14 protein-coding genes are annotated in these 13,627 nt (G+C 32.2%); 6 read left to right on the top strand and 8 right to left on the bottom strand.

Going from position 1 to position 13,627, the window contains the following annotated elements:
• Positions 1-8 precede the first annotated feature (8 nt).
• The 3 genes from N1F78_RS00740 to N1F78_RS00750 are packed head-to-tail and all read right to left on the bottom strand — an operon-like array spanning position 9 to position 3,765.
• Positions 9-845, bottom strand: coding sequence for a hypothetical protein (locus tag N1F78_RS00740; protein ID WP_406684288.1), 837 nt, complete (start codon positions 843-845; stop codon positions 9-11).
• A 14-nt stretch (positions 846-859) separates the two neighbouring features.
• On the bottom strand, positions 860-2,614 hold the full coding sequence (locus tag N1F78_RS00745) for a sodium:solute symporter family transporter (protein WP_406684289.1): 1,755 nt from the start codon (positions 2,612-2,614) through the stop codon (positions 860-862).
• A gap of 11 nt (positions 2,615-2,625) precedes the next feature.
• Positions 2,626-3,765 carry a Gfo/Idh/MocA family protein gene (locus N1F78_RS00750; protein ID WP_406684290.1) on the bottom strand — a complete coding sequence of 380 codons (1,140 nt, stop codon included), beginning with the start codon at positions 3,763-3,765 and terminating at the stop codon, positions 2,626-2,628.
• Between the two features lie 286 nt (positions 3,766-4,051).
• On the opposite strand from N1F78_RS00750, the gene manD reads away from it, so the two are divergent.
• Positions 4,052-5,269 carry a D-mannonate dehydratase ManD gene (manD, locus tag N1F78_RS00755; RefSeq protein WP_406684291.1) on the top strand — a complete coding sequence of 406 codons (1,218 nt, stop codon included), beginning with the start codon at positions 4,052-4,054 and terminating at the stop codon, positions 5,267-5,269.
• 41 nt (positions 5,270-5,310) lie between these two features.
• On the opposite strand, the gene murA is transcribed toward manD, so the two are convergent.
• The 3 genes from murA to N1F78_RS00770 all read right to left on the bottom strand — a co-directional run bounded on the left by murA (position 5,311) and on the right by N1F78_RS00770 (position 7,627).
• Positions 5,311-6,621, bottom strand: a complete 1,311-nt coding sequence (gene murA, locus N1F78_RS00760) for a UDP-N-acetylglucosamine 1-carboxyvinyltransferase (protein WP_406684292.1) — start codon at positions 6,619-6,621, stop codon at positions 5,311-5,313.
• Between the two features lie 7 nt (positions 6,622-6,628).
• On the bottom strand, positions 6,629-7,267 hold the full coding sequence (locus N1F78_RS00765; protein ID WP_406684293.1) for a DUF4290 domain-containing protein: 639 nt from the start codon (positions 7,265-7,267) through the stop codon (positions 6,629-6,631).
• A 66-nt stretch (positions 7,268-7,333) separates the two neighbouring features.
• Complete coding sequence (locus N1F78_RS00770; RefSeq protein ID WP_406684294.1) at positions 7,334-7,627, bottom strand: DUF493 domain-containing protein; 294 nt, start codon at positions 7,625-7,627, stop codon at positions 7,334-7,336.
• 88 nt (positions 7,628-7,715) lie between these two features.
• On the opposite strand from N1F78_RS00770, the gene N1F78_RS00775 reads away from it, so the two are divergent.
• The 5 genes from N1F78_RS00775 to N1F78_RS00795 all read left to right on the top strand — a co-directional run bounded on the left by N1F78_RS00775 (position 7,716) and on the right by N1F78_RS00795 (position 12,247).
• Entirely contained in the window at positions 7,716-8,255 is a 540-nt protein-coding gene (locus N1F78_RS00775; RefSeq protein ID WP_406684295.1) for an AAA family ATPase, read from the top strand.
• 2 nt (positions 8,256-8,257) lie between these two features.
• Positions 8,258-10,156: an ATP-dependent DNA helicase RecQ gene (locus N1F78_RS00780; protein ID WP_406684296.1), complete on the top strand. Its 1,899-nt coding sequence runs from the start codon at positions 8,258-8,260 to the stop codon at positions 10,154-10,156.
• Positions 10,153-11,100 (top strand): methionyl-tRNA formyltransferase, encoded by a 948-nt coding sequence (fmt, locus tag N1F78_RS00785; RefSeq protein WP_406684297.1) that lies wholly within the window; start codon positions 10,153-10,155, stop codon positions 11,098-11,100. Before N1F78_RS00780 ends, fmt begins: the two co-directional genes overlap by 4 nt.
• 188 nt (positions 11,101-11,288) lie before the next feature.
• On the top strand, positions 11,289-11,561 hold the full coding sequence (locus N1F78_RS00790; RefSeq protein WP_290268080.1) for an HU family DNA-binding protein: 273 nt from the start codon (positions 11,289-11,291) through the stop codon (positions 11,559-11,561).
• 125 nt (positions 11,562-11,686) lie between these two features.
• Entirely contained in the window at positions 11,687-12,247 is a 561-nt protein-coding gene (locus N1F78_RS00795) for a YqgE/AlgH family protein (protein ID WP_406684298.1), read from the top strand.
• On the opposite strand, the gene N1F78_RS00800 is transcribed toward N1F78_RS00795, so the two are convergent.
• Both N1F78_RS00800 and N1F78_RS00805 read right to left on the bottom strand, forming a co-directional pair.
• Positions 12,244-13,086: an aminotransferase class IV gene (locus N1F78_RS00800; RefSeq protein ID WP_406684299.1), complete on the bottom strand. Its 843-nt coding sequence runs from the start codon at positions 13,084-13,086 to the stop codon at positions 12,244-12,246. The two genes, N1F78_RS00795 and N1F78_RS00800, sit on opposite strands and share 4 nt — an antisense overlap.
• 66 nt (positions 13,087-13,152) lie before the next feature.
• Entirely contained in the window at positions 13,153-13,545 is a 393-nt protein-coding gene (locus tag N1F78_RS00805) for an START-like domain-containing protein (protein ID WP_406685699.1), read from the bottom strand.
• Positions 13,546-13,627 lie beyond the last annotated feature (82 nt).

The following is a 13,627-nucleotide window of genomic DNA, read 5'->3' on the forward strand; positions in this document are numbered from 1 at the left end:
CAAATAATTTATTCTAAAATCTGGTTTACGGTTCTATTAACTTCAGAATAGTTAGTATATTCTATAAACCCAATAGAAAAAGTTTGTGTTGACGTTAAAAATTTCTTGGTATTTCCGGGTTTGGTTTGTCTACCAAATCCTAACACAGTCATAAACTCTCTACAAACATAATCATCAGGAAACTTGTCATCTTCATGATGAAGTACGTATAACATTCTAGAACAATTCTTATCACCAAATGCCATCCATTCTGGATTTGGTAGGTCACCAATTTTTGATTCAAATATGGGGTGACTTTTTATATCATTAGAAGCATACCAAAAATCTGTAGAATCAATTTTTCCACCAGGCACTCCTTCATATAAGGTCCAATATTTATAACCATGGCTTATAGCTTTCATTGTAAAATCACATCTATCTTCATAAAAATCCCACTGCCCTTTCCATTTGTTATTATCTGAAGTAAACAAAATTCTAATATGATTATTGTTTTCAATTTTAACCTCAGAAGAAGACAAATTAGTTTTAGAATTTAAAGCATGAAAATAACTTCCGTCTTGTTTATGAATTGCGTTTGGAAATCCTCTATATTCTCCTTTATGACCAGAACCTTCTTTTTTGTGAAACCCAATCCAATCTATTCCATCATTATCTATCATACTAGATAAACCTCCTCCCATTTTTTCTAAATAATAAGTAGCTATAGGTGTAGTAATTATATAACAATTACCGCCACCAGCAGATTTATCTAAACCATGAGTTAATTTTACTTTGTTCTCCTTACATGAGTTCATGCAAGTAGAGAAAATAAATAGAACTATTAACAGTTTATTTAATTGTTTCATAGTTTTGATTGGGGCTAGGAGGTTTTTTTAGATTTAACACTTTTTCTAAGTAAGTAACCTATTGTTGCAATAATTAATGCACAAATAACAAACATGAATCGGCCCCAAGTTGGATTAGGTATTAACGCCATTAACATGATACCTACACTCATTACTAACACCATTCCTCCCAATTTATTTCTTTGTTGACTATCAATTTCGTCTTGTTCATTATCCGCAATAACTGGTCTCTTTAAATCTTCAAAAAAGCGTTCTGTTTCAAGTTTATGTTTGTCTTTTGCTTCATTATAAAACAAAGATGTAAGCCAGAAAAAACCTCCAGTTATAAATACATGACCCACAATTGTTAATATAATATTCATATCAACAATTTCTCTACTAGTAAGAGTTTCTACACCAAACCAGGATACAACCACATTGGCCGTAATAACATTATCCACTAACCAAGATACTATTAAACCAACTGCTATTGTTGCCCATGGTGCCCATTGAGGGGTCTTCTTTATTATAATTCCTAATAATAATGGTACCATCATAGGTACTTGAACCATAGTAGAAACACGCATCATAAGCTCATATAGGCTCAACTCTTTAAGCGAAGCAAAATATAGTGCAACTGCTATAACACCTAACCCACTAATAAAACTTACCAGTTTACTAATATTAAGCATCTTTTTATCATCCTTTTTCTTTCTATTTCTTTTAGCAAGAAAAGGTTCATAAATGCTTCTAATAAAAATTCCGGCATTTTTATTTAGTGCAGAATCCATTGACGACATTGAGGCTGCAAAAAGTCCAGCCATTAATAAACCAACGGTTCCTATTGGCATAACATTACGGGCAAATACCAGATAAACCGCATCTGCTGCCTTATTACCAAGTTGCGAATAATCTTGTGGTGCATCAGGATATAAAGTGGCAGCTACCCATGGTGGTATAAACCATATAATGGTTCCTACCCCCATTAACGTCATAGCAAGTAAAGCCGCTTTACGTGCATTTTTAGTGTCTTTAGCACCCAAAAACCTAAACGAATCATGAAGGTTCATCATGGTTATAATTTGCTTTGGTAAAAAGAAAATAAAAGTACCTATTAATATTAATGGGTAATTCATATTCGGGCCAACAAGAAAGCCTCCCGGAAATTCTTTAACCATGTTTATAGGTCCATCAATCATAACTAATGCTACAATAGCGGTTGCCACAGAAACAACTGCCACAACTAAAGTTTGAACAAAATCTGATGCTACAACTCCCCAAGCCCCAGATAGTACTGATACAAAAAGTACCGTAAACCCAATACCTATAATAGTAACATTAATATCGGCATCAAAAACTGCACTAGTAAAAACTCCCAAAGCATTTAACCAAACACCTGCATTAATAAAAGAAAAAACAATTAAAGCCCAAGAAAAAAACAGTTCATTTTGTGGTCCAAAACGTCTTTTAACACCTTCCGTTGGTGTATCTACTCTCATTTGCCTGAATCGGTGAGAAAAGAAAGCCCACCCACAAAAAAATGCAAAAGTATTTCCAATATAGACGGCACATATGGCAAATCCATCTGCGAAGGCTTTTCCAGCGGCCCCTGTAAAAGTTACAGCCGAAAATTGCGCCATAAAAGCCGTTGCACCTACCATCCACCAAAGCATTCTTCCGCCACCACGAAAATAATCGCTGGTGGATTTACTTGCCATTCTAGAAAACACTACTCCTATGGCTAGAATAATTATAAAATAAAGAGCGATTACTAAATAATCATAAAACATATGGTTAGTTTTTATTGAAGATGACCTACATCTGTCCAGTTATCATTCCTCCTAATAATGTCAATAAATTGCTGATACAGACTTCCTTCTTTAAACGTTTGATAAGACTCAAAAGGTTCCCCTTTAATATCTTTAACAAACTCCCTAACCAAATAATGCCAATTACGCTCAGTATCTCCCTCAATATTAGGTTGGTTATCCACAATATCTTTTGGTATAGTTAACTCTTTCCATGTTTTATTTTCGTCATAAAAATAAAGAGGCCCCATACCATAATGTCCTTCAATAAAAATAGCGCCTTTAGTGCCATAAAACACTAAATGATTTTCTTGATACTTAGGATTTAAACCACCATGTTTAAAAAGAACTGAAACTGGTTTGGTAGCATATTTGCTTTCTATTTTAGCCAGTACTGTATAAGACCACTCCACATTACTTTCTCCCCATTTTAGTGAAGGATCATTTAAATCCTTAGGAATAAAATCTCTTCTAGTTTTAAAATTATGAACCCCTTCAACTATTGGAGCTTTTCCTAGATCATCTCTAACTTCTCCTATTAAGGCTAATATTTTTTCACCAATAACAGATGAAACAATAGATATCATATGCGTAAAATTATTGTTTAAACGCCCTCCTCCATCTTCTTTTCTATGAGACCAACCAAAAGGGATATCACGCTCCAAAGCAAAATGCGAATTGCATTCTACTTCAACAGGTTCTCCTATTGCCCCTTTCTCAACTAATTGTTTTGCATGCTGAATATGTGGCATATAACGAAAACTGGAAGCAAATGCTGTTTTAACACCTTTTGCTTTGGCTAACTCATATAGTTCCAAGGCCGTCTCTCCCTTATCAGTTAATGGTTTATCACTAAACACATGACAACCAAACTCTATTGCCTGTTTTATCGGTTCGTAATGGGCCCCACCAGGTGTTGCTATAGATACTATATCTGGTTGGCAATCTATCAAGGCCTGCTTCCAATCAGTCCCAGAATAAGGAATATTCATTTTTTCGGCAATAGATTTAACAACACTTGGGGTTCTTCCTACCATTCCAACAATTTCTGCGCCCATAGCCCTAAATGCATCTGAATGCCCTTGACCTGCAAATCCAGTACCAGCAACTAGCACTCTTAATTTATTATTCATGAATTACCTTTTTTATTAATAATTTACGCTTTGAATTCCTTTGTAGTATAGTTATTTGGCACAAAAAATAATTTATTATCTCTTAGATTTTTCACCTATAGAACAAAAAGCAAAACAAATTGGTACACCAAACTGGTATACCAAATATACGTATATTTGCACCATATACAATAGAATTACAATAATATTGCTAAATTCAAAAGTTTAGAAATCAATATTCAAAACCTGAGCACGTAACCTTAATAAATCATATTTTGGCATTAAGGTTGAACTTTTAATTTTACTTATGAAAATAGAACATATAAAAGTATTGGTAAGTAGACCCAGTAGAAATTTTGTTACTTTAAAAATCATAACTGACAGTGGTATTTATGGTCTTGGAGATGCTACAGTAAATGGAAGAGAAATGGCTGTTGTGGCATATTTAAAAGAGCATGTAGTTCCATGCTTATTAGGAAGAGACCCACATCAAATTGAAGACATTTGGCAATATTTATACAAGGGAGCTTATTGGAGGAGAGGACCTATAACTATGGCTGCTATTGCTGCTGTAGACATGGCATTATGGGATATTAAAGGAAAAATTGCTGGACTTCCAGTTTACCAACTACTAGGAGGTAAAAGCCGCAAAGGTATTACTGCATATGCCCATGCTAATGGAGCAACTATTGATGAAACCCTTGAAAACCTGGGTAAATTTATTAAACAAGGTTTTAAAGCTGTAAGATTACAATGTGCTATTCCTGGGTTAGAAGACACCTATGGTACTTTAGGAAAGAAAAAGGATTATTTTGAACTTCAAAGTGACCGACCACTCCCTCCAGAACAACTTTGGTCTACATCTAAATACATGAACTTTATTACAGAACTTTTTAAACAAGCAAGAGCTGAGTATGGCTACGATATCCAGCTAGTTCATGATGTTCACAGTAGACTAACACCAATAGAATCAGCACAACTTGGAAAACTATTAGAACCATATAAATTAATGTTTCTAGAAGATGCCTCACCTGCTGATAATCAAGATGGTTATCAAATTATAAGAAATCATACAACCACACCTTTAGCTATAGGTGAAATTTTTAATACAGTATGGGATGCTAAAGATTTAATAACAAATCAAACCATAGATTATTTAAGAATAGCTGCTACCCATGGAGGTGGTATTACGCCATTAAAGAAAATATCTGATTTTGCTGCTATGTACAACATAAGAATGGCTCCGCATGGAGCTCCAGACTTATCTCCTATTTGTCATGCTGCACATGCACATTTCAATATTTGGGCACCTAATTTTGGAGTACAAGAATTTATTGGTTTCGGAACTGAGGCATTAAACAAGGTTTTTAGTCATCCATTGTCATTTGATAATGGATATATTCTATTAGAAGACAAACCAGGTCTTGGAGTAGATTACAATGAAGAGGAAGCTTTAAAATACGAATATAAACGATCTTATTTACCAGTTACAAGGCTAGAAGATGGAACGCTTTGGTATTGGTAATAATAAAAACACCAAATTCATAGAAAAAAGGTTCTATTATACTATTGTATACGTTCTATATGAGCTCCAATAGCTCTTAAACGATGATCAATATTTTCATAACCCCTATCAATTTGTTCAATATTCATTATGGTTGATGTTCCTTTGGCAGAAAGAGCAGCTATAAGTAAAGATACACCTGCACGAATATCTGGGGATGTCATAGTTGTTGCCTTCAAAGTAGATTTAAAATCATGACCAATTACAGTTGCTCTATGTGGGTCACATAAGATAATTTTGGCCCCCATATCAATTAATTTATCTACAAAAAACAAGCGGCTTTCAAACATCTTTTGATGAATAAGTACACTTCCCCTAGCTTGTGTGGCCACAACCAAAATTATACTTAATAAATCTGGAGTAAAACCAGGCCATGGCGCATCTGATATGGTTAATATAGATCCATCAATAAAACTTTGAATTTCATAACCGTCGGAATGCGCAGGTATATGAATATCATCGCCTTGTTTTTCAACTGTTATACCAAGCTTTCTAAACACATTAGGTATTAACCCTAAATCATCCCAAGATACATTGGTAATTGTTAGTTCACTTTTTGTCATGGCTGCTAAACCTATCCAGCTGCCAATTTCAATCATATCTGGCAACATTCTATGTTCGGTACCCCCTAAACTATCAACACCATCAATAATAAGCATGTTAGAGCCAACACCGCTAATTTTGGCTCCCATTCTATTTAACATTTTACACAATTGCTGTAAATAAGGTTCACAAGCTGCGTTATAAATGGTAGTTTTACCTTCTGCCAATACAGCAGCCATCACAATATTTGCGGTACCAGTAACTGAAGCTTCTTCTAGAAGCATGTAGGTACCTTTTAAAGTATCGGCTTCTACTCCATAAAATTGATCTTCTTTACTATAACCAAATTTGGCTCCTAACTTTATAAAACCTTCAAAATGGGTGTCTAAACGTCTTCGTCCAATCTTATCACCTCCGGGTTTAGGTATATAACCTCTTCCGAACCTTGCTAATAAAGGACCTACAATCATTATAGAACCACGTAAACCTCTTCCGTCTACCTTAAACTCATCAGATTCTAAATAGTCTAAATTTAAATTATCTGCTTGAAAAGAATAAGTGCCTTTTGATTTTTTTTGAATCTTAACTCCAAGTTTTCGTAATAATTCAATAAGCTTATTGACATCAACAATATCTGGAATATTACTTATGGTTATCAACTCAGGTGTTAATAACACTGCACATAAAATTTGTAACGCTTCGTTTTTTGCTCCTTGTGGTTGAATACTTCCCTTTAGTTGGTGACCACCTTCAATCTTAAATACTGCCATGAATTACCTAGTAGCGTTTTCTTTGTCTGCCTTGACCTTTTTTATGATGTCCTTTTTTACCTGAATATTTACTTTTAGCTCTCATCAAACTAGAAGATTCTGATAAATTTTCTTCAGAGTTCCTTAAATCAATTTTACCACCCGATAGCTCGAATAAATGGTCATAAATTACCATATCCTCAACAGTATCTTTATTCCAATTTAAAAAACACTTTTTCATGTGGTTGGCAATTGTATATACCAATGCCTCTTTAAGTTCTCCTTCATCCCATGTATTGGCCACATCAATCATCGTCTTAATATTATTTCCGTAAAAACGATATTTAGGATGGTTTTGCGGATACTCTAATGGCTCTGGCTTTTCCTCCAAAAGCTCCTTTGTTGGTTTAGGGTATGGTGAATCTACATCCAATTCAAAATTAGACATGATGAATAATTGATCCCAAAGCTTATGCTGAAAATCTGGAACATCTCTTAAATGAGGTTGCATATTACCCATTACTGAGATAATGGCCTTTGCCAATTTATTACGCTCTTCTCTATCTTCTATGCCCTTAGCATGATTAATCATTTTTTGCATATGGCGACCATATTCAGGAATAATTAAATGCTCCCTTTCTGTATTGTATTCTAAAGTATCTATCAAAATTAAATGTGTGGAATTAAAATTCTTGCATGTAGTAATTATGCAAGTGCAAAATACAAAAAAAAACTAAAGACTTATAACGCCTTCAACTTTTTCTGCTACTTCTTTATATTTTTCAATTACTGCATCAGGATCTCTCATTAATAAGTTAACAGACACACTGGTATACTTACCGTTTTTAGACTCAACGGTATTTATAACAGCTCCCATATTATCAAAAATAGTTTCAACCAGTGCTATCTTTTTTATATCAGATTTCACAATAAACTTGTACAAATATTCTGCTGGCCAACTAGTAGTTTCATAAAGTTGACCTTTTAGTTTTTCGTAAAATTCGTCTGATTTTTGTGATGAATTCATATCAATTATATATGCTGCAAATATACAGTTTCATTTCTATTTTTTTAATCAATTCTAAATTCCGATTTTTACAATTAAAACAAAAGCTTTGGTGGTAAAAAAAGTTGTCATAACTGGTGGTCCTGGAACTGGAAAATCAACTATAATTAATGAACTTATTAAAAGAGATTATACTTGTTTTGAAGAAATCTCAAGGCAGATAACGCTAGAAGCTCAACAAAAAGGAATAGATCAGCTTTTTTTAACAAATCCGTTATTGTTTAGTGAACACCTTTTAAATGGTAGACATCAACAATTTATAGATGCATCAAAATCAGACTCTAATTTTGTGTTTTTAGATAGAGGTGTACATGATGTTCTAGCCTATATGGATTTTATTGGAGACAGATACCCTAAAGATTTTATTAATATTTGTAATAATATCGTTTATGATTATGCGTTTATTTTAAAACCTTGGGAAGCCATTTATGAAAGTGACAACGAGCGCTACGAAAATTTTGATCAAGCACTAAAAATTCACGAACACCTTTTATCTACATATCAATCTTACAATTATAATTTAATTAATGTTCCTTTTGGCACTGTGGAAGAGCGTACAGATTTTATTCTGAATACGTTAATTACATAAATATGAATCAGCCAATTAACATATTAGAACGTTATTGGAATTACACCCAATTTAGAAATAATCAAGAAGCTATTATTGAAGCTATTATTTCTGGTGAAGACACTTTTGTTTTGTTACCAACTGGAGGTGGTAAATCGTTATGTTTTCAAATTCCAGCTTTAATAAAAGAAGGTATTTGCATTGTTATTTCACCTTTAATTGCACTAATGAAAGATCAGGTGCAGGCCTTAAACAGCAAAGGTATAAAAGCATTAGCCATTACTTCTGGTATTTCATACAGTGATTTAGACTCGCTATTAGATAATTGTATTTATGGCAATTACAAATTTTTATATTTATCACCAGAACGTTTACAACAAGAATTAGTTCAAGACAGAATAAGACAAATGAATGTAAACCTAATTGCAATTGATGAAGCGCACTGCATCTCGCAATGGGGTAATGATTTTAGACCATCTTATAAAAATATATCTATTTTACGTCAGCTTCACCCTTCTGTAAATTTGGTTGCTTTAACAGCATCAGCTAAAACAAAAGTTGTTGATGATATTATTGTTGAGCTAGATTTTATTCAACCTAAAATATTTAAACAATCTTTTTTAAGACCCAATTTAGGGTTTATGGTTTACCATGAAAATGACAAGTATTACAGGATAGAAACCATATTAAAAAAGTATCAGCAACCATCAATAATCTACGTTAGAAACCGCAAGTTGACAATAGAGGTAAGCAAGTTTTTAGAATCAAAAAATATAACAGCTACTTTTTATCATGGCGGACTTTCTAACCTAGAAAAAGAAACCCATATGAATGCTTGGTTAAATAACCAAAAACAGGTCATGGTTGCCACCAACGCCTTTGGTATGGGAATTGATAAGCCAGATGTTAAAACCATAATTCATATAAACTTACCAGAAAGTATTGAAAGTTACTTTCAAGAAGCTGGTAGAGCCGGAAGAAACGGAGAAAAAGCATTTGCAGTTATATTAAAAAATGACAGTGACTCTCAGTTAGTCAAAAATCAATTTTTAAGCGTATTACCAACTATAGATTATGTGAAACAGATTTACAGAAAATTGTGTAACTATTTTCAAATATCTTATGGCGAAGGTGAATACTCATCACATGATTTTAATTTTAATCACTTTTGTAAGACCTACAACTTTAGCCCAATTCTTTGTTACAATACCCTTCAATTATTAGATAGAAACAGCATTATTAATCTTTCAAAACAGTTTAAAAACAAGGTTACGGTACAATTTATCATGCCTAGTTCATCAATTTTTGATTACTTAGAAAAACATCAAAACCTAAATTTAGTAGTTAAGTCTATTCTTAGAATGTATGGTGGTATTTTTGATTATGAAACCAAAATAAATACGCTTAAAATATCTGAAAAAGTTTCTATCACGGAGGATGCATTAGTTAATGCGCTTCATCAATTGGAAAAAAATGAGGTAATAACACTAAACTTAGCCAAAACAGATGCTCAAATTACTTTTATAGAACCTAGAGAAGATGATAAAACCATTAACCGTATTGCTACAATCATAGAACAACAAAATAAGTTAAAACAAAAACAAGTTAAGGCCATCCTTGATTATGTTGAAAACGATAGTGTTTGTAGAAGCATGCAACTACTCTCATATTTTGGTGAAAAAGATTTGAATCCTTGTGGTGTTTGTTCTGTATGCATGTCTTCTCAAAAAAACACCAAAAAGCTTGACATCACAACATTAAAAAACCGTATTATTGAGCTCTTAGAAAATGGCGACTTATCTTCAAGAGAACTAGTTTCAAAAATTAATTGCTCAGAAAAAGATTTAAAAACCATATTAAAGCTTTTATTAGAACATAATATTATTACAGTTACACCAATAAACACTTATAAATTAACATGAAAGAATTAAGAATTGTTTTTATGGGCACACCTGATTTTGCTGTGGCCACCTTAAAAACTTTAGTTGATAAGCATTACGAAATTGTTGGTGTTATTACGGCTCCTGACAAACCTGCTGGGAGAGGTAGAAGACTTAATGAAAGTGCGGTGAAAAAATATGCAAAAGAAAATGACCTTAACATTTTACAACCAACAAACCTTAAAAGTGAATCATTTATAGAAGAATTAAAAGCACTCAAGGCGAATCTTCAAATTGTGGTTGCCTTTAGAATGTTACCCAAGGTTGTATGGCAAATGCCAGAATATGGAACCTTTAATCTGCATGCATCACTATTACCAAACTATCGTGGTGCCGCACCTATTAATTGGGCTATTATTAATGGTGAAACTAAAACCGGTGTTTCTACATTCTTTATAGATGAAAAAATTGATACTGGGGAAATGATTTTTCAAGAAGAAATTGATATTGACCCTCAAGAAAATGCAGGAAGTCTACATGATAAACTTATGATTATTGGAAGTGAATTGGTATTGAAAACTGTAGCATCTATTAAAAAAGATAAAATTAAAACCAAACCACAAGTAGATACGGCTAACATTAAAACAGCCTACAAACTCAACAGAGACAATTGCAAAATTAATTGGAATGATTCCATTGATAATATCTATAATTTAATAAGAGGATTAAGTCCCTATCCATCAGCTTGGTGTACATTAATAAATGGAGAAGATAAATTAGATATAAAAATTTATGCAGCTGAAAAGGAAATTGAAAATCATACCATGGAAATTGGATCTATAATTTCTACTAAAAAAGTAATTAAGGTTGCTACATCAAAAGGATATATTATTATAAATGAAATGAAGCTTCCTGGTAAACGAACAATGGATGTACAATCATTGCTAAACGGATATTCTTTTAAAACAAACGCTAAAATGCTCTAAACCCTTGTTACTACTGATACTATTAAAAACTCGTTGAAATGCATATCCTTTATTAACAAAAGCTTTAAGTTATCAACAAAACCACGTATTTCCCTTGCTATTACTTGCGTGATTGCATAATCCGTATAAATTTGTAAAGGATTTAACAAAAATGTTTAACCAATTTATTAATAATTAAACTTTATATTATGAACAAAACAGATTTAATCGATGCAATGGCAGAACACGCAGGAATCACTAAAGCTGCTGCTAAAAAAGCTTTAGAATGTGCAATTATTGAAATTGAAGGCGCATTACAAAAAGGAAACAGAGTTTCTTTAGTAGGTTTTGGTTCTTGGTCAGTTTCTAAAAGAGCTGCTAGAGAAGGAAGAAACCCTCAAACTGGTGAGACTATCAAAATCAAAGCTAAAAACGTTGTAAAGTTTAAAGCTGGTTCAGATTTATCAAATGCGGTAAACTAATATAAGATATTCAATAATATTTTAGGAAAGGTCTTCACTATGTGAAGGCCTTTTTTTATTCACTAATTGAAATAGTTGCTTTTTTGATAAATAAATATTAGATTTAGTTACTAATTCCTCAATGCATGATAACAATAAAACCAAAAAAAGGAGATTTGTTAATCGCTGAACCCTCAATAATTGGTGATGTTTCTTTTAATAGGTCTATTGTTCTTATTGCCGACCACACAGAACAGGGTTCTATTGGTTTTATTCTTAACAAACCACTAGATTATACAATAAATGAATTGGTACCTGAAATTGAAGTTAATTTTAAAGTCTATAATGGAGGTCCTGTTGAACAGGACAACCTATATTTTATTCATAAAATTCCTGATTTAATACCAGAAAGTATTGAAATATCATTAGGTATTTATTGGGGTGGAGATTTTAATATTGTTGCAGACCTTATCTGTAATGGCTCAATTAATGAAAAAGATATTAAATTTTTTCTAGGCTACTCTGGGTGGGATGCAAACCAACTAGATGAAGAATTAAAAGGTAATTCTTGGGTGGTTACAGAAAACATCTACAAAGCCAATATTATAGAAAAGGATTATAAATCTTTTTGGAAAGAGAAAATGTTAGAATTTGGAGGAGAATATAGTATTTGGTCTAATGCACCAGAAAACCCCAATTACAACTAGCTCAACCTTATTGTCATATTCAATTTACCAACAAGTATTTTTGCTACTTTATTTGCAAACACTTTCTTTCTATATTTTGAAATAGGTTGAATACCAACTATAACATTAGTAATAAAAATTTCATCTGCTTTTTGAAGCTCAAAAGGAGATACAGAGGATTCAACAACTTCAAACTCTTCAACATTTTTAAGAATTTCAATTATCTGATTTCGCATAATACCCTTTAAGCATCCATCAGTAATAGGTGGTGTTTTAATTGTATTACCATTAACAATAAATAAATTACCATTTAAAGCTTCCACAACGTGTTTATTAGTATTTAAGAGCAAACAATTATTTAGTTTATTTTCTTTGGCAAAAATACTTCCAACCACATTTAGGGCCTTATTATTTGTTTTTAATGTTGATAATAGGCTTGGTGATAGGTAAAAGTCTTTAAACAAATCTACCTCATAAAAACTATCATCTAAGGTATAAAAGCTGTCTTCTATAACTTTTGATGTAATTATATAACCAATAGCATTATTATCTGGGGTATATAACCCTCCCTCATTTCTATAAACCGTAAACTTTACTCTAACTGAAGATTTTAATAAATCATTAGCCGTAAGTGTTTTAATAATTTCCTCTTCAATAAACTCCATAGTAAAGTTCATTGGAATTTCCATACGCATAATTCGCATTGATGCCATTAATCTGAAATAATGCGCTTCTAAAAACATAATTTTACCGTGGCTTACTTTTATAGTTTCAAAAAGTGCATCGCCATAAGCAAAACCTCTATTTTCAATTGATAGAATTGTATTTTCTTCTAAAATATTACCGCCAAAATTTATCATAAAAAAATCCCATTTTCATTGTTACTGAAAACGGGACAAATATAATTTAATTAAATCATTTTTTATCTAAACAGAACCTAGTACATGCTTTAAATCTGAAATTTGATTTTCCCAAAGCATTTTAGCTTCATCAACCTCATCTTCGTCAGCAAAATCTGTTACCATTAAAGAAACATCTTTTGTAATTTCATCAACCTGAATTCTAATTTCAAAGTAACAAGTCAAGGCTTCCTCTTCATCTGCTATCCATCTAAATTTAACACGTTCACCACTCTTTTTACTTAGTAATTTAGCTTGCTCTTCACTATCATCCCAAATAAAAGTAAACAGCTCTCCACGTGAATTTACGTTGTCTGAAAACCACTCTGATAAACCTGATGGCGTAGATATATATTGAAATAATAATTGAGGTGAAGCGTGAATTGGAAATTCTATATCGAATCTAACTTTATCGTCCATAAATACTTTAAAATTTAATGTTCCCAATATATACATTAATTAATAAGTTTTGCAATTTTTTTAGTAATATTTTATTTAAGTA

The sequence above is a fragment of the Seonamhaeicola sp. MEBiC01930 genome, from assembly GCF_045277075.1.
In the GTDB taxonomy this organism is placed as follows: domain Bacteria; phylum Bacteroidota; class Bacteroidia; order Flavobacteriales; family Flavobacteriaceae; genus Seonamhaeicola.

What these genes read in the sequence shown, in the direction of transcription:
- N1F78_RS00740 (WP_406684288.1), bottom strand. Translation starts at nt 845, where the DNA reads ATGAAACAATTAAATAAACTGTTAATAGTTCTATTTATTTTCTCTACT.
- N1F78_RS00745 (WP_406684289.1), bottom strand. Translation starts at nt 2,614, where the DNA reads ATGTTTTATGATTATTTAGTAATCGCTCTTTATTTTATAATTATTCTA.
- N1F78_RS00750 (WP_406684290.1), bottom strand. Translation starts at nt 3,765, where the DNA reads ATGAATAATAAATTAAGAGTGCTAGTTGCTGGTACTGGATTTGCAGGT.
- manD (WP_406684291.1), top strand. Translation starts at nt 4,052, where the DNA reads ATGAAAATAGAACATATAAAAGTATTGGTAAGTAGACCCAGTAGAAAT.
- murA (WP_406684292.1), bottom strand. Translation starts at nt 6,621, where the DNA reads ATGGCAGTATTTAAGATTGAAGGTGGTCACCAACTAAAGGGAAGTATT.
- N1F78_RS00770 (WP_406684294.1), bottom strand. Translation starts at nt 7,627, where the DNA reads ATGAATTCATCACAAAAATCAGACGAATTTTACGAAAAACTAAAAGGT.
- N1F78_RS00780 (WP_406684296.1), top strand. Translation starts at nt 8,258, where the DNA reads ATGAATCAGCCAATTAACATATTAGAACGTTATTGGAATTACACCCAA.
- fmt (WP_406684297.1), top strand. Translation starts at nt 10,153, where the DNA reads ATGAAAGAATTAAGAATTGTTTTTATGGGCACACCTGATTTTGCTGTG.
- N1F78_RS00790 (WP_290268080.1), top strand. Translation starts at nt 11,289, where the DNA reads ATGAACAAAACAGATTTAATCGATGCAATGGCAGAACACGCAGGAATC.
- N1F78_RS00795 (WP_406684298.1), top strand. Translation starts at nt 11,687, where the DNA reads ATGATAACAATAAAACCAAAAAAAGGAGATTTGTTAATCGCTGAACCC.
- N1F78_RS00800 (WP_406684299.1), bottom strand. Translation starts at nt 13,086, where the DNA reads ATGATAAATTTTGGCGGTAATATTTTAGAAGAAAATACAATTCTATCA.
- N1F78_RS00805 (WP_406685699.1), bottom strand. Translation starts at nt 13,545, where the DNA reads ATGGACGATAAAGTTAGATTCGATATAGAATTTCCAATTCACGCTTCA.